The 26,997-nt window shown below is 60.3% G+C and carries 21 protein-coding genes; 11 read left to right on the top strand and 10 right to left on the bottom strand.

Annotated elements, in window-relative coordinates:
- Positions 1-133 precede the first annotated feature (133 nt).
- The 5 genes from METAC_RS0114900 to METAC_RS0114865 all read left to right on the top strand — a co-directional run bounded on the left by METAC_RS0114900 (position 134) and on the right by METAC_RS0114865 (position 7,923).
- Positions 134-1,408, top strand: coding sequence for an NAD(P)-binding domain-containing protein (locus METAC_RS0114900; RefSeq protein ID WP_026607661.1), 1,275 nt, complete (start codon positions 134-136; stop codon positions 1,406-1,408).
- Positions 1,409-1,464: 56 nt separating this feature from the next.
- Positions 1,465-2,100: a class I SAM-dependent methyltransferase gene (locus tag METAC_RS0114895; RefSeq protein WP_026607660.1), complete on the top strand. Its 636-nt coding sequence runs from the start codon at positions 1,465-1,467 to the stop codon at positions 2,098-2,100.
- 637 nt (positions 2,101-2,737) lie between these two features.
- Positions 2,738-4,195 carry an oligosaccharide flippase family protein gene (locus METAC_RS0114875; protein ID WP_026607658.1) on the top strand — a complete coding sequence of 486 codons (1,458 nt, stop codon included), beginning with the start codon at positions 2,738-2,740 and terminating at the stop codon, positions 4,193-4,195.
- A 28-nt stretch (positions 4,196-4,223) separates the two neighbouring features.
- Positions 4,224-5,078 (top strand): thioesterase domain-containing protein, encoded by an 855-nt coding sequence (locus tag METAC_RS0114870; protein ID WP_084143676.1) that lies wholly within the window; start codon positions 4,224-4,226, stop codon positions 5,076-5,078.
- 556 nt (positions 5,079-5,634) lie between these two features.
- Positions 5,635-7,923 (top strand): Wzz/FepE/Etk N-terminal domain-containing protein, encoded by a 2,289-nt coding sequence (locus tag METAC_RS0114865; protein ID WP_051335604.1) that lies wholly within the window; start codon positions 5,635-5,637, stop codon positions 7,921-7,923.
- A gap of 46 nt (positions 7,924-7,969) precedes the next feature.
- Here METAC_RS0114865 and METAC_RS0114860 read toward each other — a convergent pair whose 3' ends face one another.
- On the bottom strand, positions 7,970-9,277 hold the full coding sequence (locus METAC_RS0114860; protein ID WP_026607655.1) for an ATP-binding protein: 1,308 nt from the start codon (positions 9,275-9,277) through the stop codon (positions 7,970-7,972).
- A 642-nt stretch (positions 9,278-9,919) separates the two neighbouring features.
- Here METAC_RS0114860 and METAC_RS0114845 point away from each other — a divergent pair.
- The gene (locus tag METAC_RS0114845) at positions 9,920-11,344 is read left to right on the top strand and encodes an aldehyde dehydrogenase family protein (RefSeq protein WP_026607654.1); all 1,425 of its coding nucleotides are present in this window, start codon (positions 9,920-9,922) and stop codon (positions 11,342-11,344) included.
- A 15-nt stretch (positions 11,345-11,359) separates the two neighbouring features.
- Here METAC_RS0114845 and METAC_RS0114840 read toward each other — a convergent pair whose 3' ends face one another.
- On the bottom strand, positions 11,360-12,904 hold the full coding sequence (locus METAC_RS0114840) for an acetolactate synthase large subunit (RefSeq protein WP_026607653.1): 1,545 nt from the start codon (positions 12,902-12,904) through the stop codon (positions 11,360-11,362).
- 300 nt (positions 12,905-13,204) lie between these two features.
- Here METAC_RS0114840 and METAC_RS0114835 point away from each other — a divergent pair, with 300 nt between their 5' ends.
- Entirely contained in the window at positions 13,205-14,773 is a 1,569-nt protein-coding gene (locus tag METAC_RS0114835) for a class I adenylate-forming enzyme family protein (RefSeq protein ID WP_026607652.1), read from the top strand.
- Positions 14,774-14,791: 18 nt separating this feature from the next.
- Here METAC_RS0114835 and METAC_RS0114830 read toward each other — a convergent pair whose 3' ends face one another.
- The 3 genes from METAC_RS0114830 to METAC_RS0114820 all read right to left on the bottom strand — a co-directional run bounded on the left by METAC_RS0114830 (position 14,792) and on the right by METAC_RS0114820 (position 16,803).
- On the bottom strand, positions 14,792-15,655 hold the full coding sequence (locus tag METAC_RS0114830) for a branched-chain amino acid aminotransferase (RefSeq protein ID WP_026607651.1): 864 nt from the start codon (positions 15,653-15,655) through the stop codon (positions 14,792-14,794).
- Positions 15,656-15,769: 114 nt separating this feature from the next.
- Positions 15,770-15,934, bottom strand: coding sequence for a hypothetical protein (locus tag METAC_RS26520; RefSeq protein WP_156898235.1), 165 nt, complete (start codon positions 15,932-15,934; stop codon positions 15,770-15,772).
- Positions 15,935-15,960: 26 nt separating this feature from the next.
- Complete coding sequence (locus METAC_RS0114820; RefSeq protein ID WP_198017227.1) at positions 15,961-16,803, bottom strand: class I SAM-dependent methyltransferase; 843 nt, start codon at positions 16,801-16,803, stop codon at positions 15,961-15,963.
- 521 nt (positions 16,804-17,324) lie between these two features.
- Between METAC_RS0114820 and hslV the strand changes: the two genes are divergently transcribed.
- A complete protein-coding gene (hslV, locus tag METAC_RS0114810; RefSeq protein WP_026607648.1) occupies positions 17,325-17,900 on the top strand; it encodes an ATP-dependent protease subunit HslV in 576 nt (191 codons plus the stop codon).
- Positions 17,901-17,985: 85 nt separating this feature from the next.
- Positions 17,986-19,290, top strand: a complete 1,305-nt coding sequence (gene hslU, locus METAC_RS0114805; RefSeq protein WP_026607647.1) for an ATP-dependent protease ATPase subunit HslU — start codon at positions 17,986-17,988, stop codon at positions 19,288-19,290.
- 23 nt (positions 19,291-19,313) lie between these two features.
- Here the strand turns inward: hslU and METAC_RS0114800 are convergent, their stop codons facing one another.
- Positions 19,314-19,943 (bottom strand): hypothetical protein, encoded by a 630-nt coding sequence (locus METAC_RS0114800; RefSeq protein WP_156898234.1) that lies wholly within the window; start codon positions 19,941-19,943, stop codon positions 19,314-19,316.
- Between the two features lie 121 nt (positions 19,944-20,064).
- Between METAC_RS0114800 and trpS the strand changes: the two genes are divergently transcribed.
- The gene (gene trpS, locus METAC_RS0114795) at positions 20,065-21,099 is read left to right on the top strand and encodes a tryptophan--tRNA ligase (RefSeq protein WP_026607645.1); all 1,035 of its coding nucleotides are present in this window, start codon (positions 20,065-20,067) and stop codon (positions 21,097-21,099) included.
- Positions 21,100-21,104: 5 nt separating this feature from the next.
- Here trpS and METAC_RS0114790 read toward each other — a convergent pair whose 3' ends face one another.
- Entirely contained in the window at positions 21,105-22,172 is a 1,068-nt protein-coding gene (locus METAC_RS0114790; RefSeq protein WP_026607644.1) for a DMT family transporter, read from the bottom strand.
- 144 nt (positions 22,173-22,316) lie between these two features.
- Between METAC_RS0114790 and METAC_RS0114785 the strand changes: the two genes are divergently transcribed.
- Positions 22,317-23,987: a cyclic peptide export ABC transporter gene (locus METAC_RS0114785; RefSeq protein ID WP_051335603.1), complete on the top strand. Its 1,671-nt coding sequence runs from the start codon at positions 22,317-22,319 to the stop codon at positions 23,985-23,987.
- A 10-nt stretch (positions 23,988-23,997) separates the two neighbouring features.
- On the opposite strand, the gene METAC_RS0114780 is transcribed toward METAC_RS0114785, so the two are convergent.
- From METAC_RS0114780 to METAC_RS0114770, 3 genes are all read right to left on the bottom strand, one after another.
- Positions 23,998-24,324: a DMT family transporter gene (locus METAC_RS0114780; protein ID WP_026607642.1), complete on the bottom strand. Its 327-nt coding sequence runs from the start codon at positions 24,322-24,324 to the stop codon at positions 23,998-24,000.
- Between the two features lie 17 nt (positions 24,325-24,341).
- Positions 24,342-26,204 (bottom strand): M3 family oligoendopeptidase, encoded by a 1,863-nt coding sequence (locus METAC_RS0114775; protein WP_026607641.1) that lies wholly within the window; start codon positions 26,202-26,204, stop codon positions 24,342-24,344.
- Positions 26,205-26,293: 89 nt separating this feature from the next.
- A complete protein-coding gene (locus METAC_RS0114770; protein ID WP_026607640.1) occupies positions 26,294-26,992 on the bottom strand; it encodes an ABC transporter permease in 699 nt (232 codons plus the stop codon).
- Positions 26,993-26,997: the final 5 nt, after the last annotated feature.

The raw sequence follows: 26,997 nt of genomic DNA, 5'->3' as shown, positions 1-26,997 counted from the left end.
CAATATTTGGGCCGGAGATTTTGCGTCGGAGAAGAGATTTTCGGCGTCGTAAGCCAGCATTCGCGACGGAGGCCGAAAGGGCCGCGGCGCTTTTATCATTTGGATTTATTCAGACGCGCGTATGAGGAAAGATATGACGAAATCTATTCCAGTCGCAATTATCGGAGCCGGTCCGTATGGCTTGTCGATCGCGGCGCATTTGCGCGCCTGTGGCGTGGAGCATCGGATATTCGGCCGGACGATGGGGCCTTGGCGGACACAAATGCCGGCGGGCATGCATCTCAAGTCGGAAGGCTTCGCGTCGACCCTGTACGATCCGCAGTCGGCCTTTACGTTGAAGCAATATTGCCATGACGCCGGCTTGCCTTACGCCGATCTCGGCCTTCCGGTGCCCCTCGATACGCTCAACGCCTACGGGCTCGCCTTTCAAAGCAGGTTCGCTCCCGACGTCGAGGACAGGCTTGTCGCTGGCCTCGATCGCCGAGAGGACGAATTTGTCCTGACTCTCGACGACGGTGAAACGGTCGCCGCAGACGCCGTCGTGGTCGCGGTCGGCTTGAGCTATTTTCGGCAGATCCCCCCGGCGCTGGAAGGGCTCGGAAGCGAATTCATCACGCATTCTCAGGATCATCACGACCTGACTCCCTTCAAATCGAGAAAGGTTGTCGTCATAGGCGGCGGCTCTTCCGCAATTGACCTCGCGACGCTTCTTCATGAAAGCGGAGCCGACGCGCAACTCGTCGCGCGCGGCCAAAGCCTCTCCATTCATGAAAAAATGCAACTGCCCCGTCCGCTTTGGGATCGACTCACGGCGCCGATGTCAGGCGTCGGACCGGGTTGGCGCAGCCTGCTCTATTCGGATTTCCCGCAGCTTTTTCATTGGATTCCTGAACAAAGACGGCTGCGCATCGTGCGAAAGTCGCTCGGCCCTTCCGCGGGATGGTTCATGAAGGAGCGTTTTGTCGGAAAAGTCCCGGCGCTTCTCGGCTACACAGTGGATTGTGCGGAAATTAAAGGCGGCCGCGTGAACCTTCATTTACTGGGGCGCGACGGCGCGAGGAAGCAATTGACGGCGGAACATGTCGTCGCCGCCACCGGATATGCGCCCGATGTCCGACGTTTGCCGTTCTTGAGCGCATCTATTCTCGGCCGGCTTAAGACGGCCGGCAATACCCCGGTGCTCTCGTCCTCTTTGCAGTCCACGGTCCCGGGCCTCTATTTTGCCGGTCCGGCGGCGGCGAACAGCTTCGGTCCAGTGCTTCGCTTTATTGTCGGGGCCAAATTCGCGGCGCCTCAAATCGCCAACCATATCGTCCGCGCCACGCGGGCGCGCAAGCCATATGTCGCCGCGCCGGCCTATGGCGATCGCCAGGCAAGCGTGCAACGCGGCGGCAGGGTCAGCGGGTAATCCACGCTCGGCCGCCGGACGCCTGTCGATTGGTCTTTTAACGAGGGACTTTTGTTGTGAGCGTGTCGCTTCAAGCCTATGAGCAGCAAAATGAGGTTCAGGTCATCTCCGAAGAAGATGGCTTCACCGTCGAACGTTATGGACAATTTTACCGGTTGCTTCCATCGGGCGCGGAAAAACTTCTGGATATTGGATGCAATACCGGGCGCGGCGGCGAAGCCCTGAAGGCTCTCGACAATCGTCTCCAGATCGTCGGCATTGATTGCGTTCATGAACGGCTGGAGCGTCTTCCGAAGGCGTATTCAGAAAAGATCTACGGCCTAGCGACGGATATGCCGATCGAGGACCGTTCGTTCGACGTGGTGGTTGCGGGAGAATTTCTGGAGCATTTATACCCTTCAGACGTTGATAAGACGCTCTGCGAAATTCAAAGAATATTGAAGATCGGCGGGAGGGTGTTGCTGACGACGCCAAATCCGCATTATTTAAGAAATAAGATATATAATTATTCTGTTTATGGACCGGGTCATCTTACTCAACATTTCCCAAAAATTCTTCGCTTAAGAATGCAGATGCATGGATTTTCTAATGTTAGAATATTTGGGTCGGGACGGGCGTCAAGATATGTGGGACGATATTTTCCACTATTTTCAATATACGGCAGTTATATGATTTCAGCTGATAAATACTGATGACTATTTGTCGTTGCGCTGGTTAAGGGTAGATGCTATGTTTTATTGTATATGGCTTGGCAACAGAGCGACTCTTTTGCCTTCGACGAGATGATCGGGCTCGATTATCTCGAGCGAAAGCAGGGTTGGAAGCTCTCCTCTCGCGAGGATATTGTCTGGATCGGTTCCGAATAAGTTAGCTAATTCTTTTAGCAGGCCTTGCCTGGGTCTCCGAGTGCGGGCGCGTTGTCCTCTGACTTCAATCAATTTAATTTGAAGCGCGCTTTGCCAAAACGAGCGGTAGTCTTAGCCGCTAGCTGCTTTGTGGGCTAGCGACGCGCTTATCTTTGTCTGTAATTTGCATCTTTTCTTGAGAAATCTTTTTATGGCGCCAATCCCTATTTGAACGCTTGTAGCGTTGGTCGAACGGCGCGGTGGAAATGCGTAAGATTTCGCATAAGATGTCGTCGCCTGTTTTATTAACGCTAGCGCAATCCATATAAACCATTTGGGACGCGCCCCACAGTCTGTCTGCTGATAGGCAGATCGAAGAAACGCGGCCATAAGCTGTTGGATGGGAAATAATGGTCGACACGATTCCGACAACGGGCGCGGCTGAGGCTTTCCTCGGCTCGAAATTTATGGTTCGGGCTGCGAAATGCTGATCCGCGACACAGCCCTTTACGCGGTCGCCAAATTGCTGCCCGGCATTTTCGGCTTGGCGACGACGGCCGTCCTGACGCGTTTTTTGAACCCGTTGGAATATGGACATTATGGCCTCGCCCTGGTCGTGATGATGCTCGGCTCGACGGTGCTTTTCGATTGGCTGGGGATGTCGTTCCTCCGGTTCTACCAGGCGCGGCGAGAGGATCCGGACGTCCTCGTGACATTCGTCACGCTTTTCGTCGCCATCGCGATCCTGTCGGCGGCGGCGCTCGCGCTTGCGCTGATCTTCGGTCTTATCCCAGCGAACAGGATCGGCGTTTCAATCGTCGGCATGATCATGGTTTGGACCTATTCCTGGTTCGAGCTCGTGTCTCGGCTGGCTGTGGCCGAATTCCAGCCCTTCAGATATTTGACCATGAACTTGGGCCGTTCCTCGTTGATCCTGGTCGGGACCACGGCCGCCGCTTGGCTGACCGCAAATCCGCTCTGGGCCGCGATGGGAAATGCGGCCGGCATGTTCGGCGGAGCGTTTTTAGGGCGGATTCCCATTCCGCTGCCGTCCTTGCGCCGCTTCGACCGAAAGCTCGCGCGCGACGTCATTTTTTTCGGCGCTCCCGTCGCGGCCAGCATGACGTTGTATAGCCTGATCGACAATGGGACGCGCGTCCTTCTCGACAAGCTCGACTCGGCGGCGGCGCTCGGCATTTACACCGCCGCGTCCATTCTCATGCAGACAACGCTCGGGGTCATGGCCGCGGGGGTCTATTCGGCCGGCTATTCGCTGGCGGTTCAGGCCGTGGAAAGCGGCGATCAAGCTGCGGCGCGCCGCCAGCTTTTGGCCAATAGCACGTTGCTGCTGGCGATTCTCGCTCCAGCGAGCCTGGGCATGGCGCTTGCGGGACGCAGCATAGCCACCACTTTGGTCGGCGCGAAATTCATCGCGGGAGTCATCCCGCTCATGCCTTGGATGGCGGCCAGCTCTTTCTTCGGCTGCTTTCGCGCCTTCCATCTCGATCACGCCTTCCAACTCGGCAAGAAGCCGCATCTCCAGATTTGGATCATGGGTCTGGCCGTGATCATTGCGATCGGGTTGAGCTATGTCCTGATTCCGAGAGTTGGACCGGTCGGCGCTGCGATCGGCGTGACGGTCGCCATGGCGGTTTCCTGCGTTCATGCAGTCATCGCAGGCCGTCGCGCCTATCCGCTCCCATTCCCAATCGAGCCTGCTGCTCGAATCGGCTTGTGCTGCGCCGTGATGGCTATGGTCGTGGCGCAATTGCCCGATAGCGGTTGGGCAGGGTTGATTTCGCGCGGACTCGTCGGTTCGGTGACCTATGCGGCCGCCGCGGTCGCGCTCAATGTGCTGGACTCTCGGGAGCGCGCATTCAGCTATGCAAGACGTGCGGCGCAATGGCTTGCGCAGCGCCGGCAGGGCGCGGCGGCGGAATAGGGCCGCCGCATAATCGCGAGGACCTCACATGACATGGCCTATCGCACGCCCGCTGCCCAGTTTCACCTGCGCCGTCCAACTCAGGAAAGGTAGGGAAGACCTTCCCGCCCTGTTTATTTTTCCGGGTTTGGGCGGGACCGTCGACGCTTTGACGGAACTGAGCCGCTCAATGGACACGCCGGTGAAAGTCTATGCTTTCCAGTCGCTCGGAATCGACGGCGAGACCCGGCCAAATCCGAAAATCGAGGACATGGCCGAACATTACCTCGTGGAAGTCGTTCGGCTCCAACCGGAAGGGCCCTATTTCCTTTGTGGTCATTCTCTCGGCGGCCTGGTGGCTTTCGAGATCGCAACGCGGCTGCGCGCGGCCGGAGCCGAGATCGGCGCGCTGATCCTGCTCGACTCGCCAATCGATCAAGCGTTTTGGCCGTGGTCCTATTTTCTCTTCGTGCTCTGGCTTCGGCTGCGCCACCATCTATCCGTCATCATTTCGCTCTCGCCGGGCAAAGCGGCCGCCTATGTCGTCCGAAGATCGCGCATGTTGGTCAATGTCGTCCTCGCACGTTTGCGGCTCGCAAAGCCAATGATCGCCGCCGAAAGGAAGTTGCCCCCCGCCCTACAGGCTGTCTGGGATCAGGAGGTCGTCGCCGGGTCCAATTATTGTCCAGGGTTCTACCCGGGAAAGATGATCTTTCTCGCCGCGGACACTCCGGGTTGGGCGCCATTGGATCCGGATGTTTTCTGGCGCGCTCGCGTCGAGGAGCTGGAAGTCCATCTCGTCCCTGGCGGCCATCGCACTATGCTGGATCAGCCTCACGTCGCGGGCGTCGCTTTGACGCTCAATGATTGTCTTCGTCCCTTATTGCGTCCTGTGAGCAACTGAGGATCTGAAGTATTTGGCGGTTAAGTCGAGGCGCGCGGAGTGGGGCGTTTAGGTCCGAAGCGATCTCGCAGCGCCACTGTTCGCTCGCTGCCTCGCTGGGGTCCCGCTAGCGCAGAGGTCGCGGCGACTTCGACAATGGCTGGTTTCAGCTTTTCGCTTCGAAATAGACATTTGGGCGTAAACAAGTTATATTTATAGTCTTTAGCTGGGCTGATAAATTAATATGAGCAAAGTCATTCCAAGCCTTGATGCGCTACTCTTCAAGCCATTGCCGATCTGGCTAAGTCGTCTGATCAGCATGTCGGTATGTCAGGTCAAAACGCCCTGAGGCGGGCTGGTTGAATATTTGAGACATTTTGGGCGTTTTGCGAGTTTTTCGTCGCCGTTTGTTTAGGTGCGCCGAGCTGGGCGGCCAAAAAGGATGGATAGGCGCGGGATGCGATGACGAGAGACGAGCCTTATTTTTCTATTCTTGCGCCCCAAATAAAGCCGGCGCGGCTTTGAGAAATTATTGTCTTGCGGCATCTGACCGCGAAACCGATACTGAAGGCTGGATATGTTTCAAAGCCCATTGCATTTGAACAATATGGATCGCGGCCCGGCCTATGACCATGTCGACGAGGCCGTGAGATCCGCAGCCGGAGTTTCTCGCCTCATTTCGGCCCTTCGCCGACAAGCGTGGTTGTTCGCGGCCTGTTGCCTTCTCGGCCTCGCTGGCGGAGTCGGATTTATCATGGTCGCGACGCCGACATATACCTCGTCCGCGCGAATCATGATCGACAATCGGTCAGGCCGCACCTTTCATGAAGTGTCGAGCTTGACCGACCAGCCTCCGGCCGACGCGAGCGGCGTGAGCGCCGACGTGGAAAATCAGCTCGAGGTGCTCCGATCGGACCAAATCGGTTTGGCTGCGGTCAAATATATGAATTTGGCGAATGATCCGGCATTTACCGATCCCCCCAAGTCCTGGCTGCGCGAGCTCTGGGCTTCGTTGAAAGCGAAGATGGGGATTATCGCCGCGCCAACGAAAACCTTGACGGGCGCCGAAGCCGCCGAGGCGAGACAACTCGAGGCTCTAAAAAACCTGAATCGCAATCTCGCGGTGAGCCGCGTCGGACATACGTTTGTTCTCGAGGTTCAGTATACGGCGACCGACCCCGACCGCGCGGCCGAGATCGCGAATGGTTACGCCGAGGCCTTCATGCGCGAGCAAGTCAATTCGCGCATCGAATCCGCGCATCGCGCCCGCGATTGGCTCAAGCAACGGATCGATGAGCTTCGCGACCTCCACGTGAAGGCCGATCTCGCGGTGCAGAAGTTCCGCGCGGACAATAATCTTCTGGAAGTGAAGGGCTTGCTGGTTTCGGACCAGGAATTCAACGAGATGACGACCCAGCTCGTCAGCGCGCAATCCGAAACCTTCAAGGCGAAGGCGCGTTATCTGCATCTGAAGAACATTATCGACACCAAGCAAACCGAATCCGCAGTCAGCGAATCTCTCGCGAATCCGATCATCAACGACCTGCGCAAAAAATATCTGGACTTGGCGAACCGTTTGAAAGACTTGGAGGTCGCACGGAATCTCGCGCCGACCCACGCCGCGATCGTCAATTACAAGAATCAGATGGACGAACTCCAGGCGCGTCTTTTCGAGGAATTGGGCCGGGTCGCAGAAAGCTACAGAAATGACTATGAAGTCGCTGTGGCGCGCGAAAAATCCCTGGCTGAAAATTTGGCGCGCCAAAAGAAAGTAGCTGTTGAGGCGAATGACGCGCAAGTGAAGTTGCGGCAGCTCGAGCAACAGGCTGACAGCTACAAGGGGCTTTATGAAAGCTACATGCAGCGCTTTCAGGGCTCCGCGCAACAAGAGACATTTCCTTTGGCCGATCAGCATATCGTCAGCGCGGCGAATCCCTCACTCACTCCGACTTTTCCGCGCAAGCCCATTGTTCTCGGCCTCGCTCTGGCGCTCGGAGCGGCGGTGGGCGGGGGCCTTGGATTGCTTCGGGAGATGTTGGATCGCGTTTTTCGAACCGCGGAACAAATTCGCGACGAGCTCGGCGTCGAAGCGCTCGGCCTTTTGCCCAACCTTCCAAACGAAGCGCTCCCGCGGTCCGATCACGGCGCCATGGCGCCAATCATGCGCTATGTGATCGACGACCCTTTTTCGGCCTTCGCCGAAACGTTGCGCTCGGCCAAGGTCGCGGCCGATCTTGCTCTCCACGACCAACGGCCGAAGATCATTGGCGTGGCGTCGCTCGTGCCTCGAGAAGGAAAATCGACGGTCGCCAAGAACTTCGCCAGCCTACTTGCGTTGCAAGGCGCGAAAACTCTTCTCATCGACGCGGATACGCGAAATCCTGCTCTGACCCGGGCTATCGGTTGCGAGCGGAGGCAGGGATCGGAAAAGGAAGCTCTCCTGCCGCCCCTTTCGGAACTCGTCAAATATGAGCCCGACAGCAAGCTCCTGATCGTGCCCTGCATCTATTCCAAGGAGGATCCGCGGGTCGCCGATGGGCTGACATCGGAGACGCTACATAGGCTGTTGGCGGGCGCGGATCAAATATTCGACTATATCATCCTCGATCTTCCCCCTGTCGGTCCGGTCGTCAACGCGCGTGGAATGGCTTCGTCTGTCGACGCCTTCATATTTGTTGTAGCATGGGGGGAGACCTCCCGCGGCGCGGTCCGAGCGGTTCTCACCAAAGAGCATGCCATAAGGGATAAGTTGCTCGGGGTGATTCTGAATAAAGTCGATATGAAAAAGCTTAGGGTTTACGAGGACTTCGGCTCGGACGGCTACTACCATCGACACTACGACAACTACTATAAGAAAGCCGAGTGACTGGCGCTTCCGGCCGTCGCCAAACGGCCGCCGCCTGAGCTGCGCGCTATTGGCCGACCCCGGTTGAAGGCGCGTTGAGCGCCGTGTTCGCGTCCGGGCTGATGTTGCCGATCTTCTCCGTGGAGGTGGTGGACGGAAGACGTTGGCCTGGCGTTGATGGAAGGGCGCCGCGTAGCCCGAGCGCGAGCATCAGCCTTCGCCGAAGCGGCAAGGTCCGATGGATTCGCGCAAGCAACGCCGGTTCATCATAGGGAACGTCATCGTAAGGCAGGCGTAGATAATGGCTGCGCCAATCCCTGAGCCATTCATTGGGAAAAAAGGCGATCGGCTCCAAGGTCCGGGAGGCGGCGGACTCCAGGCGCGCGCCAGTGAAACCGGCGACGAATAAGCGGCAAAGATCCGCGTCGAGAAGACCGCCCAAGCGACAAACCGGGGTCACGCGCGGATTGATTTCGAGCAGATAGGGGGCGCCGTCTGTCCGATCGAGAATAAAGTCGACGCCGATGAAGCCGCTGAAACCGGTTTGCCTGATCAACGCTTCGGTCGCCTCCAGCAGCGCGGGATTGTTGACGGCTCTCACAACCGCGCTTGCTCCGGTGACGGCTGGGTGAACTTCCTCGGCCACGGCGGCGAAGCCGCCCAGCATGACGCCGTTGCGCGCTACCGCGGCGCAAAATGCAGGTTGTCCTTCATGGTAGCGTTGCGCAATGAGCGGCTCGTCGATGGGCGCTTGCCAGTGGGGGAGGAAGCGGCGAAAAGCCGCAAGAAGGCCCGGAGCGTGCCGGAACTTGCGCAAGCCGGCCGGCATGAGGAGCGCGTGATAATTGTCCTGCGTCTTGTGATCCGATCGGCAGATATAGCATCCCATGCCGCCGTAAGTGCCCGGCCGTTTAAGGATGATCGGATAGCCGACCTCCGCCGCGAAATCCAAAGCTTGTTCCGGCGCATTGATCTGACGTTGCTTCGGCGCGCGAATATTGAGCTGTTCCGCTAGCTTCGCCGTCGCCCATTTGCTGGAAACCACGCGATGTCCGGCGGGATCGCCGAGGGATCGGCGAAGCAATTCGCGGAGCCGAGACGAGAGGGAAGGGGCGTCGACAGTGCGGTAAAGCTCACGGACCGCGCTCTCGTCGCAAGCGATCAGCGCAACTGGATCGTGTTTCTCGACCAGTCGCTCCAAATCGGTTAGAATGTTAGATGTCGAGATCGCAGCCGCCGCAAGGTACCTACTCGTTTCGAGCGGAGCGTCGGCCTTGCAAAGCGCGACGATCTCTACCCCGAGCCCGGCAAAGGCCTTGGGCAGTCGCGCAGTCGAGATCCAATCGTCCAGCGCAACCAATAAAATAGAAGCCATTAAGCGCAACCTTAAAACTGCAAGAGTCGCAAATGATGAATTTCGATCAAAAGGGACGATTGAAATCCTTTGCCGGCGATCGAGCCAAGGATATGGTCTGGCACCACATAATTTTAGCTCAAACAAAATGCTCTGCATAGGCGGTGAGCAGGAATTTGGCGTTTGCGGAGGCGGCTTCGCCGTCCGGATAACTTCTGTTGAATGACAAATTTCTGATAATGATTTTGAAAATTAGCTGGGCTCCAACATTTGGGCGCGCCGTAAACTGTTCAGTGGACCTAAGCTAATTTAGGTAGGTTCAAGTAACGTAACAGGGAATCTGTCCGAACTTTCGATCAAAGCCTTATCAACATGAATCATCCGAAAGACTTGCGCTGAATTGACGCGCCTTCCTTCACCGACCGGAGAGGGCCGCGCATAGGCCGCCTCGGCCCGCGTCGCCGTTCCCATGCAATCTTCCGTGCAGGCCGAGGCCTCGCTTCTCTTTGTTGCAACATGTCTCTCGTTGAGGCAAGTCCCTTTGCTGTGGCAAGTGCGTTGTCGAAGCACGTCGTCGCATGACCGCGTTCGTTAGGCGGCGCCGCACTGCGAAGGGCGAGCACTGCGCCGCCGCAACATCCGCGTTGAGTTCAGGAGCCAATGATGCGTGACTATCTGAAATTTTTTATCGACGGCGCCTGGGTTGATCCTATAGACCCGCGGGTGTTGGATGTCGTCAATCCGGCGACCGAGGCGCCGGTTGGGCGCATCAGCCTCGCGTCGGCCGTCGATGTCGATCGCGCCGTGGTCGCCGCGCGACGGGCGTTCAAGACGTTCTCGCGCTCGAGCCGGGACGAGCGGATCTCTCTTCTCGATCGCGTCGTCGCCGAATTCGAGCGGCGGGCGAGCGATCTCGCCGAGGCGATGACGGAAGAGATGGGCGCGCCGGCCTGGCTTGCCCGGCAGGCTCAATTCGGGGCGGGCCTCGCGCATTTGAAAATCGCCCGCGAGATCCTGCAACGCTACAGTTTCGAGGAGCCGCTCGATGCGACCACGCGCCTGCTCAAGGAGCCCATCGGCGTATGCGGCCTCATCACGCCCTGGAATTGGCCGCTGAATCAGATCTGTTGCAAGCTCGCCCCCGCTCTTGCAACCGGCTGCGCCGTCGTGTTGAAACCGTCAGAACTCGCTCCCTTCTCGGCCTATCTCGTCGCGGAGATCTTGCAGGCCGCCGGAGCGCCCGCGGGCGTCTTCAACATGGTGAATGGCGATGGGCCAGTCGCCGGGGCGGCGCTCAGCGGGCATCCGCTTGTCGATATGGTTTCCTTCACCGGCTCGACTCGGGCGGGGGTAGAGGTTGCGCGGAACGCCGCGCCGACGGTCAAGCGCGTCTGCCAGGAACTTGGCGGAAAGAGCCCGTTTATTTTGCTCGAGGATGCGGATTTCGCCGAAGCCGTGCCCTGGGCGGTCGCTGCGATCATGCGCAATTCCGGCCAATCCTGCAACGCGCCGACGCGCCTATTGGCGCCGGCGTCGCGCATGGAGGAGGTCGTTCGGCTCGCGCGCGCGGCCGGCGAAGCGCAGGCGCCCGGCGATCCCAACAGCAATGCGAAGCTCGGACCCGTGGTTTCCGACGCTCAATGGCGCAAGGTGCAGGCGCTGATTCATAAGGGCGTCGAGGAGGGTGCGACTCTCGTGCTCGGGGGCCCCGGCAAGCCGGAAGGGCTCGAGCGCGGCTATTACGTGCGGCCGACGATCTTCGCCGATGTGACCAATGACATGACAATCGCGCGCGAGGAAATCTTCGGGCCTGTTCTTGCGATCCTCTCTTATGAGACGGAGAGCCAAGCGATCGAGATCGCCAATGACACGGTCTACGGGCTTGCGGCTTATGTTTACGGCGAGCTCGCGCACGCGCGGGCCGTCGCGGCGGAATTGCGGGCGGGCCAGGTCGTGTTGAATGGCGTGCCCTTCGACTTCGCTGCGCCCTTTGGAGGCTACAAGCAATCGGGCAATGGGCGCGAGTGGGGCGCGCTCGCCTTCAACGAATTCCTCGAGGTCAAGGCGGTGATGGGTTGGAGCCCGTAGCGCGCTCCGCGCCGCTTATAGAGGAACCTCGATCAGGTACGGCCCTTGGCTTCGCAATCCCGCATCGAGGGCCTTTGCGAAGGCTTCGAGCGATTCGACCCGAACGCCCGGCACGCCCATGCCTTTCGCAAGCGCCGTCCAGTCGAGTTCGGGGCGGCCGATCTCGAGCATGCTGGTGGCCGAGGGTCCAAGAGGACCTCCGCCCAGATTGGCGTACTCGCCCTTCAAGATGGCGTAAGCGCGGTTTGCGAAGACGACTGTCGTGATCGCAAGATTTTCGCGCGCCATGGTCCAGAGCGCTTGCAAAGTGAACATGCCGCTGCCATCGGCCGAGAGGCAGAGAACCGAGCGGTCGGGGCGCGCGACCGCCGCGCCGACGGCCATAGGCATGGCGATGCCGATGGAGCCGCCCGTGTTGCACAGCCAATCATGCGGGGGAGCCCCCTTCGTGGCCGCCAGCATGCCGCGGCCCGAGGTCATCGATTCGTCGACGACGACGCAATTCTCGGGAAGCAGCGCGGCGACGACGGCGGCGAGCCCCGGCAAGGTGATCTCGCCGCTCGGCGCCGCCGGCCGATCGAAGTCCTGGACGCGCCGCAATATTGGGCTCGCGCCCAAAATCGTCGCCAGCGCATCGAGCGCGGCGGCGCAATCTTCCCCTGGCCGCGCCAAGACATGCGTCTCGCAGCCTTCGGGCGTCAACGCGCTCGACTTATCTGGGTAGGCGAAAAAGGCGACCGGCGGCCCCGCGCCGACCAGGATGAGTTGTCGAAACTCTCGAAGAAGGGCGGCCGCCTGCTCCAGCACATAAGGAACCCGCGTGACGATCGGCCGTCCGGCGCCTCTTTCGATTCGAGCCATGGAATAGGCCGCAAGAAGCCGCGCCCCGCTTGCCTCTGCGACGCGTCCGGCCGCGGTTAGGGCCGGTTCGAGAAGCGCATTGCCGGCGAGAAGGATGGCTGTCGGAAGATCCGCGCGCAGCATAGCGGCCGCGCGGTCGATGGTCGCGGACGCCGGCATCGGCGGCGAAGGGATCGGCGGGAGCGCGGCAACGGCTCCGCCTTCCGTCCAGGCGACATCGGCGGGCAGGATAAGGGTGGCGATGCGGCCCGGCTCCGAACGCGCCGCGACGATGGCGTCGGCGGCGTCGCTTCCGAGATCCGCCGCGTGAGCCGATATGCGCAGCCAGTCCGAATAGGGCCGCGCGATCGCCTCGATGTCGGTCGTGAGCGGAGCGTCATAGCGCTTGTGCCGGGTCGCGTGCTCGCCGACGATGTTGATGAGTGGCGCGCGCGCCCGGCGCGCGTTGTGAAGATTGGCGAGGCCATTGGCGAGTCCAGGACCGAGATGCAGCAGGCTGCACGCGGGCTTGCGGGCCATGCGCCCATAGCCGTCCGCGGCTCCCGTGACGACGCCCTCAAAAAGGCCGAGAATGCAGCGCATCCCCGCCACACGGTCGAGCGCGGCGACGAAATGCATTTCGGATGTCCCCGGATTCGCGAAGCAGACCTCGACGCCGCCCGCGGTCAAGGTGCGGACGAGGCTTTCGGCTCCGTTCATTTTATTTCACTCTCCGATCGAATGGATCCGGCTCCGAGCCGCGCGGGCTCAAAAGACGTGGGGATTGAGGAGACAAGCTAGCGCATGATCATCGAAAGGCACAGATCACTCTTCCTAAGTCATTTAGGGCCTTATCGTCCAAATTAGGTAGAGCGCGGGCTCGGCGGATCGGGTGACAGCTCCGGCGTAGCGAAGTATATCGATTTGCCGGTTTGAAGCGACGCCGGGTTCTCTGTAGGCGTCCATACGTGTTGATTTTCGATTCAATAATTTGAAGAGGCGGATGAAATGGCGAACGCCATGAGTGTGGAGAAGGACCCAGAGAAGGGCCCTCTTTCGCAAATCCCACAACGCATTTCTCAAGTGGTGGCGCCATGGACGGAGCGAGCTCCGGACCGGATCGCTTTGGTGGAAAGCAGCGGCGCCTGGACCTTTGGGCAGCTCGCCGACGCCGTGGCCGAGGCGCGGTCCTGGCTGTCGGATCAGGGCGTGCGCGCCGGCGACCGTGTGATGATCGTCAATGAAAATTGCCGCGCCTTGGTCGCCCTATGGCTTGCGACCTCGGAACTCGATGCATGGCCGGTGATCGTGAGCGCTCGTCTGTCGGATCGCGAAATCGACGAAATCCGCGACCATTGCGAGCCGCGCCGCATCATCTACACCTCCGCGACCTCCTCAGCCGCCAAAGCGCATGCGGCGCGCCACGGCGCCGTTGAACATGAACTGAGCTTGCTCGGCCGCGCCGGCCTCGGCTCCCTGAACGACGCGACGCAGCCGGAGCCGACGGAGGTCGAGGCTGCGAGCAGGGTCGCCGCGCTCATCTACACGTCCGGCACGACCGGTCGCCCCAAAGGAGTGATGCTCAGGCATAGCAACCTGCTTTTCATTGCGCGCGTTTCAGGAGAGATCCGCTCGCTCGGACCGCAGGACCGCGTTTATTGCCTCCTGCCGATCGCGCATATCGTCGGCCTGTCCGTGCTGGTCCTCGGCGCCTTGATGCATGGCGCCGCGCTCTACATCGAGTCGCGGTTCAATCCGGTCGCCGCAATCGCGGCCCTCGACCGCGACCGACTGACGATTATGCTTGGAACGCCCGCCATGTATTCGCTCATTGCTGAATACGCAAAGCAGAAAGGCATGACGCAATTGGCGGCGCCCGCATTGCGCATCATCTCGGCTTCGGGCGCGCCGCTCGATTCCGCGGTCAAGGCGGCGGCCGAGCGCCTCTTCGGCCTGCCGCTGCATAATGGCTATGGGATCAGCGAATGTTCGCCGACCGTCGCGCAGATCAGAGTCGACAGGCCACGCGCCGACTGCTCCGTCGGTCCCTTGCTGCCGGGGGTTGAGGCAAGACTCGTTGGGCTCGATGGCGGGGAGGCGCCGGCGGGGGAGGTCGGCGAATTATGGGTGCGAGGTCCCAACATCATGAAAGGCTATTATCGCGCCCCGGAGGAAACCGCCGCCGTGATCGATAAGGATGGATGGTTCAATACGCGCGACCTCGCGAGATTCGAGCAGGACAATCTGTTCATCGTGGGCCGCACCAAGGAATTGATCATCCGCTACGGCTTCAATGTTTATCCAGCGGAAATCGAGGCCGTGTTGAACGCGCATCCGGCCGTCGCACAGTCGGCGGTCATCGGCCGGACCGCCAATGGAGAGGAAGAAGTCATCGCCTTTGTGCGGCTCGTTCCAGGCGCGGCCGCCACGGTTGACGATCTCTCCGATTACGCGACGCAGAGCTTGGCCCCTTATAAGCGGCCGTCGCGGGTGTTTGCGCTGGACGTGTTTCCTGCGGGGCCGACCGGCAAGATTTTGAAAAGCCAGCTCGCGCCTCTCGCCGAATCGATGATCGCCGCCAAAAATTGAAAGCGCTGGCGATTGTCGTCAAGAATGGGCGAAGGCCCAATATAGCTCTCTGGCCTTGCGATAAAATGGGCCCGGCTCAATCTTGCGGTCGTCGATCCGATTGACGGGATTCACTTTGGTGTAGTTGCCAGTCGAGAATATCTCGTCGGCGGCCTGAAAATCGGCATAACGTAGGGTTGTTTCGACGACCTCAATTCCGGCGGCGCGCAACAGGCCGATGACCCGGCGGCGGGTGATCCCATCGAGGAAAGTGCCGTTCGGGCTCGGGGTCATCAAGACGCCGTCTCGCGCCATGAAGATGTTGGCGGTGGCGAGCTCTGCGACATTGCCGAGCATGTCGCAGAGCAAGCAATTATCGAATCCACGCGCCCGCGTCTCGAATATGGCTCGCGCGTTGTTGGGGTAGAGGCAGCCGGCCTTGGCCTCGACCGGCATGGTCTCGTTCGTGGGACGGCGATACGGCGACAGGGTGATCGAAAAGCCGTCAGGCTTCGGCATCGGCACTTCGTAAAGCGTCAGGCACCAGCGCGTCGAATCCGGATCGGGCGCAACAGCGAGCCATCCGTTCCTCTCTGCCCAATACATGGGGCGTATGTAGAGCTCCGCCGATCTATCGAAGCGCTTTAGGCCCTCCTTGGTCAATCCGACCCAGGTCTCGGTTGAAACGCTCGGCTTAAGATGCATTTTCCCGGCGGATTGGTTGACGCGGGCGCAATGTAGGTCGAGGTCGGGCGTCACGCCTTCGAAGGCGCGCGCACCGTCGAAAACCGAGGAGCCGAGCCAAACCGCATGAGTTCGCGGCCCCATGATCGGGACATTGCCCTCATGCCAATTCCCTTCGAAAAAGGTCCAAGTCTTCGTCCACCCCGCGACGTCGCCCATCGTCTTCTCCACATTCTGCGCTATTATCGCGCGAATCCGTTGGCCGTCGCTAATTATGATCGTCGGCCGACCGGATAGAGCTCGGGCCGACGGCCCTTCCCATGAGGGACGAGCTCAACGGCGCTCGGCGGCAAGCTCGTTGGGCGCTTCGACGCGGCGAAGCCAGATTTCGCGCCAATAGGTGACTTCGCAGCGCGCGCAGCCCGCCATGTCGAACGCCATATAAGCGCATCCGCAAGTGGAGCCTTCGAAATAGACGGTGTCGACGAGCCGCCGCATCTGTCCCGTCCCGTCCGCGCCACAGATCAAACCGATACATGCACCAGGCTTTGTAGCTTGTTTCTGCGCCAGGACAGTTTGTCGAGAAGTTTTTCGAACAGGGCCGGACGCCGGCTTGGATGGCGGTAAGGCAAAAAATCAATTCTTTTCAGTCCGGGATGCCATTGTCGGAGCGTGGATTCGATCTCGTTGCGGTCGAGCCCCCATGGCATGGATGGGATTACGTAGTGCGGCGTCTGCCGATGCCCCGCCAGGGTAAGCTCGGACATCGCGCGCGGCACGACGTCGAATATGAGGTCCGCTCCAGGAAAGCGCCGCGCAATTTCGACGAAAAGACCTTGGACCTCCGAGGGCTGCAAATACATGAAAAGTCCCTGGGCCACGATGAAGAGACCTGATCGCGGATCGACGTCCTCCATCCAGCTGGGATCGAGCGCGTTGGCCGCCAAGTGACGGAAGCGTTGCGTCGGAGCGATGAAGAGCTCGCGCGTGCGTATAGCCTCGGGAAGATCGATCGAGAGCCAACGCATCCGGCCATTGTCGACGCGCAGGGCCTGGGTCTCCAGGCCCTCGCCGAGGGATACGACCAAGCCGTTCGGGTGGCGAGCGAGCCATTTTTTCAACGCCGCATCGATCAGCATGGCGCGAACGGAAAATAGCCGCGTCGGCGCGCCGTAATTTTTCTCGAAGTCGTAATCGATGGAATTGAAAATGCGCTCGGCTTCGGGATCGGAAAACATCCGATCCGGCCGCTTCGACTCGATCGCGCGATCGTAGAGCGTCCACAGCATGGTTTCCGGAATGCCGGCGAGGTCCGGCTTCAGCCGCGCCGTGGCCGCCGTTTCGGGTTTGTTGATTACACTCATCATCGGTGGGTTCGACTCAAGCTTACGATAGCAAAGGAACTCCAGCGCGGAACGCGCTAGATCAGGGCGGCCCGAAGGCGTTGCATGAGCCCGGACTCTACCGGTCGAATTTATATAACAGCCGTCCGCGCTCGCGAATGCAGCATTCAGGTTCGAGCGTTTGATGAGGAACGAAATTCCAAACCGCCCCATCTAAAATCAAAATACAATAATCAACATTCAATACTCAATGTAGGCATACTACCATTAAAAAATAGGGGGTTGTGATTAGTGTGTCAACGCGCGCCTCGCTTTGTCATGAGGTGTGGCGCAGCCGTTCGCGGGCCATTTGATGCAAGGTTTGCTTCGAGCGCGTTTCAAGACTCGACGAAAGGCAAGCCGCATCTTTCCCTGCCGGCATGACATTGGCCGGCGGGAGTCGCCGCCTTCGCCGCGCTTGCATCGCGTTTGACAAGACCATAGACGGGTGACGATCCTTTTTCTGAAAGCCGCCGGTCTGCGGCCTGCATTTTCTTGGAGCCTCGATGCAAGATCATCCGGCGGGTCGTGACGGCTGGCACGCGACGACAATCGTTATGGTCCGAAAGGACGGCCGGACGGTCATCGGCGGCGACGGCCAGGTTTCGATCGGGCAGACGATCGTCAAGGGCAATGCGCGAAAGGTCCGCCGGCTCGCCAAGGGCGAAGTCATCGGCGGTTTCGCCGGCGCGACGGCCGACGCTTTCACCTTGTTCGAGCGGCTCGAATCCAAGCTCGAGCAATATCCGGGACAGCTCATGCGCGCCTGCGTCGAACTCGCCAAGGATTGGCGCACCGACCGCTACCTTCGTCGGCTTGAGGCGATGATGCTTGTCGCGGACAAGGAGGCGAGTCTCGTCCTGACCGGCACGGGCGACGTGCTCGAGCCCGAGGCCGCTGAGGGCGGCGCGAGCGTCATGGGCATAGGGTCCGGCGGCAATTATGCGCTGGCCGCGGGGCGGGCGCTGCTCGCGACCGATCTCGACGCCGAGGCCATCGCCCGTCGCGCGCTGCAGATCGCCTCCGAGATCTGCGTTTACACCAACGGCAATTTCGTCATCGAATCGATTGCGTCTAGATGAAGCGCCGCGGTCGATGGATGAATGAGGCGAGCCGACCGAATCTTCGCCGGCGCGCTTCGACTGAACAAGACGGAAAGCGATTGAGATGACTGATTTTTCTCCGCGCGAGATCGTGTCCGAACTCGATCGCTATATCGTCGGGCAAAACGAGGCGAAGCGCGCCGTGGCGATCGCGCTGCGCAACCGCTGGCGCCGCCTGCGGCTCGAAGGGGCCATGCGCGACGAAGTCCTGCCTAAAAACATTTTGATGATCGGGCCGACCGGCTGCGGCAAGACCGAAATCTCGCGCCGCCTCGCCAAGCTCGCGGGCGCGCCCTTTCTGAAGGTCGAGGCCACCAAATTCACCGAGGTCGGCTATGTCGGCCGCGACGTCGAGCAGATCGTGCGCGATCTCGTCGAGACCGCGATCTCCATGGCGCGCGACGAGAAGCGCAAGCTCGTCCACGCCCGCGCCGAGCTTGCGGCGGAAGAGCGCATTCTCGACGCGCTTGTCGGCGTCAACGCCTCGGCCACGACTCGGGATAGTTTCCGCAAAAAGCTGCGGGCCGGCGAGCTCGACGACAAGGAAATCGAGATCGAGGTGGCGCAGGCCGCCTCGTCGCTGCCGATGTTCGATCTCCCCAACATGCCGGGCGCCTCCATCGGCGCGATCTCGATCGGCGATATATTCGGCAAGGCGATGGGCAAGTCCGCCAAGCCGCGCCGCACCACGGTCAAGGACGCGACCGATCCCTTGATTCTGGAGGAAAGCGATAAGCTGATCAACCAGGACGAGATCGTTCGCGACGCCATTCGCGACGTCGAGAACAATGGAATCGTGTTTCTCGACGAGATCGATAAGATTTGCGCGCGGGAAGGCCGTGGCGCGGATGTCTCGCGCGAAGGCGTGCAGCGCGATCTTTTGCCGCTCATCGAAGGCACGAGCGTGGCGACCAAGCATGGGGTCGTGAAGACCGACCATATTCTGTTCATCGCCTCGGGCGCCTTCCATATTTCCAAGCCTTCGGATCTGTTGCCCGAGCTTCAGGGGCGCCTGCCGATCCGGGTCGAGCTCGCGCCTTTGACCGAGGACGACTTCCGCCGCATTCTCACGGAGACAGAGGCGAGCCTCATCAAGCAGTATGAGGCGCTTTTAGGCACAGAGGGCGTCGAGCTTTCCTTCACGCCGGATGCCGTCAATGCGCTCGCGCGGATCGCGGCGCAGGTCAATTCGACGGTCGAGAATATTGGCGCGCGGCGCTTGCAGACGGTGATGGAGCGCGTTCTCGACGACGTGAGCTTCACGGCTTCTGACCGCTCTGGCGAAAGGATCGAGATCGACGCGGCTTTCGTCGAGCGAAACATCGGCGACCTCGCCAAGAACGCGGATCTGAGCCGGTTTATTCTTTAATGCTGATCTCCACGTGAATCGAATTAACGGTCTAATGAAGCGAGTTCAATTTCGGCTAATTGACCCAACTCTTCAAGGGAAGGGCTCGGTTTATACGTTTGACCGCCCCAGGCAGCTATCGGCAGCAATAACCCCGTTCGAGTCAACGCGGCAGCTAACTCAGATATTTCTAAGGGTGTGAAGGTGTTTGATAAGGACGCTGAAATATTTTTCCAAAACTCGTTAGGGTCCCTATCGCTGACATTTTTGTAACAAGCACCAAGAAAGAGAATCTCATTTCTTGTGAGCGATTGAAGCACATTTGCCCATTTTGAGAAACGATCGAATTTGAATTCAAATGTCTTGTGCCGCTTTAATCCGACTATGACTTGCGCCAACAAACGTAGATTTTGTCGCACAGCTCCAGCGTCGACGGCGCTTGAAAAGCGTAGAAGCATTTGTACAAATTCGTCCGCATCGTTATTTGAGAATTTGATATTTTGTATCCCTTCTTTTTTGATCTCGTCAATCAATACGCCAATTGCCTCTTGTTTTCGTCGTTCCAACGCGTTAGCGACCGCTAGGCCAAATACGGCGGAGCCAGGCAAACTCAATCCCGCCAGCACGTCCTGCACAAAAGCGGTGCCGCCACGAATCAGATTCTGTCCGTTCAAGTCTCCCTCCATTCAAATCTGACGCGCTATTGCGATCCGTTTATTGTCCTTGTCACCCCCTCATGCACGCGTAATAAGACGTGCCGACCGCTAGAGCCAAACACTAGGAATCGTTGCCCGCATGGCAAAATTCGTTGAACGCGTCTTCTCCGGCGTCCAGCCGACGGGAAATCTGCATCTCGGCAATTATCTCGGCGCCATCGTCAAATTCGTCGAGCTGCAGCGCACGCATGACTGCATTTATTGCGTCGTCGATCTCCATGCGATCACTCTTCCCCAAGAGCCTGCTCAGCTGAAAGCGAATATCAGGGAGGTGACGGCCGCCTTCATCGCCTCCGGGGTCGATCCGAGGCAGCATATCGTCTTCAACCAGAGTCAGGTCGCCGAGCATGCCGAGCTCGCCTGGGTCTTCAATTGCGTGGCCCGCATCGGCTGGCTGAACCGCATGACGCAATTCAAGGAAAAGGCCGGCAAGGATCGCGAGAACGCGTCGGTCGGGCTCTATGCGTATCCCTGTCTCATGGCCGCCGACATTCTGCTCTACCGCGCCACCCATGTTCCGGTCGGCGAGGACCAGAAGCAGCATCTCGAGCTCGCGCGCGACATTGCGCAAAAGTTCAATCTGGATTTCGCCGAGTCGATCGCCGCGCGCGGCTATGGCGACGGTTTTTTCCCCTTGCCCGCTCCCTTGATCCAGGGGCCGGCGACCCGCGTGATGAGCCTTCGCGACGGCGCCAAGAAAATGTCAAAATCGGACCCGTCCGATTATTCGCGCATCAATCTCACCGACGACGCCGACGCCATCGCGCAAAAGGTCCGCAAGGCGAAGACGGACCCAGAGCCGCTGCCGTCGGAGGTCGAGGGCCTTGCGCGGCGCCCCGAGGCGGAGAATCTCGTCGGCATATTCGCGGCCCTGAACGGCGAGTTGAAGCAGGATGTTCTGAAGACCTTCGGCGGCGGCACGTTCTCGGCGTTCAAGCAGGCGCTCGTCGATCTTGCGGTGACGAAGCTCGGGCCGATCGGAGCGGAAATGAAGCGGCTGACCAATGACGCGGCTTTTATCGATCAGGTTCTTGTCGACGGCGCCGATCGCGCCCGCGCTCTGGCGCAGGACAATATGCGCGCGGTGAAGGATATTCTGGGCTTTGTCCGCTGACGTCGTCAGTGGCGGTGCTGATGATGCAGATCGGGATAATGCGGATGCGTATGGCGCAGCGGCGCGTGGCGATGCCGATGCGAATGCGGCGCGCGCGCCTCGTCGGCGGGCGCATGCGCATGCTGATGATGGGCGTCATGCACATGGCTATGCTCATGCTCGAGCGTTTCATGCTCATGATCATGGCCATGATCCTCGCTAAGATGGAGCCAAAGGCCGAGGCCCATCAAGAGGCCTGAGACGAAAAGCCTCGCCTTGAAAGGCTCCGGCAGGAGTACGAGCGAGAGAATGGCCCCGATGAAGGGCGCCAGGGAAAAATAAGCGCCGGTGCGCGCCGCGCCGAGATGGCGCAAGGCCAGGATGAAGGCGGCGAGGCTCAGGCCGATGCCGAGAAAGCCGACGAAGCTGGCGGCGAGGAACGGCCAAGGCTCTGGGAGCGCCACGCCGCGCCAAAGCGCGAGGCCCACATTTGCCGCTCCCGCGACGAGCCCCTTGATCATGGCGATCTGGGTCGGGTCGGCGGCCGAGAGCTTGCGGGTGAGATTATTGTCTATGCCCCAGGCGAGGCAGGCCGCGGCGATCAGGCCGGCGCCGAGATCGAGCGAGACGCCCTGGCCGGTCCAGGACAAGAGCATCGCGCCGAGGAGGATGGCGAAAGCCCCCAGGAGCAAGCGCCGGTCGACGTTTTCCTTGAAGACGATCCAGGCGATGCTCATGGTCGCGAGCGATTCCAGATTGAGCAACAATGAGCCCGAGGCCGCGTCCGTCCGCGCGAGGCCGAGCATCAGGAACAGCGGGCCGAGCACGCCGCCGAAGAAGACGGCGGCGCCGAGCCAGGGGAGATCGCCTTTGCGCAGCGGCGCCTCCTGCGCGAGTCGGCCGCCCAGAGCGGAGGCCTTGCGCAATAGAGCGAGCCCGAAGCCCGCGCCGAGATAAAGCGCGCCCGCGAGCATTTGCGGCTCGACCGATCCAAGCAAGAGCTTCGACAAAGGGGTCGAGGCGCCAAACAGCAGGGCGGACGCAAGCGCAAAAGGAACGCCGGGCCAGAGATGCTGATAGCGTGCTTGGTTCATCTTTTGGTCCTCGGCGTCGGCGACATAATGCAGAGCAGCGGCTTGCCAGAAGCTCAGCTCCGTCGCAACCTGGGCTTAAACGCAGCGTTATACTGCGATTGTCGGCGCGAGGCGTCGCGCTAAACTCGGCGAGGCGGCGAGATCATGGACGACAATGCGAGCTCGCAGATCGCATATGCGGTTCGCCTGTTGCGGCCTTTCTGGAAAATGGCTGTTTTCGCCACTTTCATGGGCGCGGCGAACAGTCTCGCGGCGGTCGCGCTTCTCTCCATCATCCAAAGCGAACTCCATGCCGAGGCTCCCGCCTCGATGGTCCTGGTCGCGTCTTTCGCCGGACTCTTTTTCGTCCTGCTGGCGAGCGAGATCGCTTCAGGGGTCGCTAATAGCTTTGTCGGGCAAGACGCCATTGCCGCGATGCGCAAGGATCTCGTGCAAAAAATTCTATCAGCCCCGATCGCCGAAATCGAACGTTTTCAATCGCATCGCATCATCACCGCGCTCAATCAGGACGTGAACAGCCTCAGCGATTTTTCGCGCGGGTTCGCCTTCCTCGTGGTTTCGGTTTGCGAGACCGTGGGCGCCGCGGCCTATCTGATCACCTTGTCTTTGCCGATGTTCCTCGTCTGCGCCGCGGTGGGCGGCGGCGCATGGTTGGTCATTCGCCACCTTCTGAAAAGCGCTCATGCGAATCTATCTCTCGAGCGACAGATCTCCGAACAGCTGCAAAAACACTACAACGCGCTGGTCGACGGCGCCAAGGAGCTGCGCGTCAACCGCGAGCGGCGCCGCCGCTTCCTTGACGCAAAGCTTCTCGCGACAATCGACCAAATGCGCGATGCGAGCAATCGCTCCTTTCTCAGGTTTGCGACGGGCAGCGCGATCGATGATGCGTCGTTTTTTCTCATCGCCGGGATGCTGATCGCGCTTGCGCCTTTCATCAGCGAAAGCTCAGCGACTCTGTCCGGCTTCGTGCTCGTGTTGATGTTCATGAAAGGGCCGGTCAGCCATATCGTCGCCGTTTTGCCGGCTCTCAATCGGATGTTCGTGGCCTTCGCGGCCGTCGCGGAATTGTCCGACAAATTCGCGAGCCCCGAATCGAATCTCTTGCAAGATGCGCTTGCGACGCCAGGCGGTAAAATCGAAAGCCTCGAGCTGCGCGGGGCCGCCTACGCTTTTCCCCACGCGGCGGGCGGCGAATCCTTCACGCTCGGCCCCGTCGATCTCGTTTTCAGCGCGGGCGAGATCGCTTTCATCATGGGAGAAAACGGCAGCGGCAAGACGACGCTGATCAAGTTGATCCTTGGCCTTTATCCGCCCAGGGCGGGCGAGATCTTGCTCAATGGCGAAGCTGTGACGGACATCGGCCGAGACGATTATCGCCAGAATTTTTCGGCGATATTTTTCGACTTCTATCTTTTCGACGATTTGATCGTCGCGGACGAGCAAGCGTCGCAGGCCGTGCGCTTCTATCTCGAGCGTCTCGACATCGCGCATAAGGTGCGCGTCGAGGCGGGAGCTTTCTCGACGACGGATCTCTCCGCCGGCCAACGCAAGCGCCTCGCGCTCATTGGAACCTATCTGGAGCGGCGCCCGATCATCGTGTTCGACGAATGGGCGGCGGAGCAAGATCCGACGTTTCGCCGCATATTCTACATGGAGATTCTGCCGGAGCTGAAACGTCAGGGCAAGATGTTGATCGTCGTCTCACATGACGATCGTTATTTCGAGGTCGCCGATCGCATCATCCACATTCACGAAGGATGCGTTTCGGCGCAACCTTTTCTGCGGCAAGCGACTGAGACTGAAACATCATGAGCGGCGCGCCTCAATGCGGCGTCTTGGAAAACATATTGAGCAGAATGACGCCGAAGACGATGAAGCCCATGCCGGCCAATTCGCCGACGCCCAAAGCCTGCTTATAGACGATCCAGCCGATCACGGACACGAGCGCGATTCCGGCCCCCGACCACACGGCGTAGGCGACGCCGACCGGAATCGCGTCCAAGGTCAATGAGAGCAAGTAAAAGGCGAGCGCATAGCCGGCGACGACCAAAAGAGACGGGCCGAGGCGGGTGAAGCCTTCGGCCGATTTCAGCGCTGAGGTCGCGACGACCTCGGACAGGATGGCGACAGCGAGAAAGAGCCAGGGCATGTGCGCCAGGCTCCGCGTCAAACCTTGCCTTCCAAGCTTTCGAGCTCCGCGATCATGCCCTCGATCATCGACAGGCCGATCTGCCAGAAGGCGGGGTCGCGCGCGTCGAGGCCGAAAGGCGCGAGAAGCTCGGAATGATGCTTGGTGCCGCCAGCGGAGAGCATGGCGAGATAGCGCTCGGCGAAGCCCTCTTGCGCCCGCTCATAGACGCCGTAGAGCGAATTCACGAGGCAATCGCCGAAGGCGTAGGCATAGACATAGAAGGGCGAATGGATGAAATGCGGGATATAGGCCCAATAGGCGTCGTAATTGGCGCCGAGCTCGATCGACGGCCCGAGGCTATCCGTCTGCTCCGACATCCATAGAGCGCAGATCTGATCAGCGGTTAGCTCGCCGTTGCGGCGCTCGAGATGGAGCTTGCGCTCGAACGAATAGAAAGCGATCTGGCGCACCACCGTGTTCAGCATGTCCTCCACCTTGGAGGCGAGCATGGCGCGGCGTTCCGCGATATTGGCGGTGCGGGCGAGCAACGCGCGGAAGGTGAGCATCTCGCCGAAGACGGAGGCGGTCTCGGCCAGGGTCAGCGGCGTCGGCGCCATCAGCGCGCCATTCGGCCCGGCGAGGACTTGATGCACGCCATGGCCGAGCTCATGCGCGAGCGTCATCACGTCGCGCGGCTTGCCTTGATAATTCAAGAGCACATAGGGATGCGCCGAAGGGACGGTCGGATGGGCGAAGGCGCCCGGCTGCTTTCCGTCCCGGACCGGCGCGTCGATCCAACGCTCGTCGAAGAAGCGCTTGGCGATGCCCGCCATGCGCGGCGAGAAGGCGTCATAGGCGTTGAGCACCGTCTCGCGCGCCTCGATCCAGGCGAAGGTCTTGGCGGCGACATTGGGCAGCGGCGCGTTGCGGTCCCAATGTTTCAGCGCCGGCTTGCCGAACCATTTGGCCTTCAGCTTGTAATAGCGATGCGACAGGCGCGGATAGGCGTCGCGGACGGCGGCGACCAGCGCGTCGACCACCTCGCGCTCGACCCGATTGGCGAGATGGCGGGCGTCGGCGACGTCCTTGAAGCCGCGCCAGCGGTCCGAGATCTCCTTGTCCTTGGCCAAAGTGTTGGAGATGAGCGTGAAGATCCGCAAATTCTCCTTGAGCCCGAGGCCGAAGGCGTTGGCGGCTTTCTCGCGAACCGCCTCGCTCGGGTCGAGCATCAGGTTCAGCACGGGCTCGAGCGTCAGGGGCTGGCCATCGACATTGAAGCGCAAGGCCGCGATCGTCTCGTCGAAGAGACGATTCCAGGCCCCGTAGGCCGTGACGGATTTCTCGTGGAACAATTGCTCGATCTTGTCCTCGAGCTGATAGGGCTTGCCCTTGCGAATGTCCTCGATCCAGGGGCGGTAATGTGCGAGCGGCCCCGAGGCCGTGAGCTTGCCGATCGCCTCGTCGTCGAGCCGGTTCAATTCGAGCTCGAAGAAGAGAAGATTGGTGGAGGCCGAAGTGATCTTCTCTTGCGCGTCGCCATAGAATTTGGCGCGCGCCGGATCCGACGTGTCGCCCGCATAGACGAGCCCGGCATAGGACATGATGCGCCCCAAAAGCTCTTCCAGCGCCTCGTAACGCTTCAGGGCCTCGGCGAGTGCGGCGCCGGAGAGGTCTTGGGCGAGCGTTTCGAGCTTGCCCCTATAGGCCTCGTTGAAGGCCAGACATTCGGCCTCGGCCTTGGCGAGATCGGCGGCGAAGGCTGGCGAATCCATCGCCGGATAAAGATCGGCGAGGTTCCATTCCGGCAAGGCGCCGAGATCGACGGCCGGCGCGCGTCCGGCGGCGGCCGGCGCCGCGTGAGAGACGAGTGGGAATCCGGGAGCGCGCGACGGGAACATGTGCACATCCATCTATTGGAGCAATTCTAACTGAGCGTGGCGGGATTCATATCGGATCGAGGGCTTCGGGATCAACCTGCGCCGGCTGCTTACTCGTCCGACATGCGCTGATTGAGCCAAAACGCGCCGCCGCTGACAAGAACCGTCAAGCCGATCAATATGATCCCAATGCCGAGCGCCAAGGCGAGATCGCCCCGGCTCGTCTCCAGGACGATCGCCGTCGTCATGGTTCGCGTGAAGCCCCTGATATTGCCGCCGACGATCATGATCGCGCCGACCTCGGCGATGGCGCGTCCGAAAGCTGCGAGAAAGACCGTGACGAGCGCGGCCCGCGCCGAATCGAGCAACATCCCGATCATGCGCAGCCGGCTCGCGCCGAAAACCAGGAAAATGTCGCGATAGGCCCGCCAATAGGTCTCGGTCGCGCGATAGGTCAGGACAAGGACGATCGGCAGGGTCAAGATCACCTGCGCCAGCGCCATGGCTTGCGGCGTGAACAGAAGGCCGAGAAAGCCCAAAGGACCTGAGCGCGAGAGCAGGAGATAGGCGATGAGCCCGACGACGACCGAGGGAAGGCCGAGAAGCGCATTGAGGAGCACGAGCAAGGCGGGCCGCGCCTGGAACGTCTGAACCACGAGAAAGGCGCCGGCCGGCGCGCCGAGAAGGAATGCGATCGACGTTGCGGAAAGGCTAACCGCGAGCGACAGCCGGACGGTCGCGAAGAGCTCGGCGTCCGCCTCAGCGATGAGCTTTACGGCGATGACGAAAGCTTGGCCAATGTCATCCATAGCCC

This window comes from Methylocapsa acidiphila B2, assembly GCF_000427445.1.
GTDB lineage: Bacteria > Pseudomonadota > Alphaproteobacteria > Rhizobiales > Beijerinckiaceae > Methylocapsa > Methylocapsa acidiphila.
The sequence above is the reverse complement of the archived record's forward strand: the minus strand, read 5'-3'. Positions and strand labels throughout refer to the sequence as shown.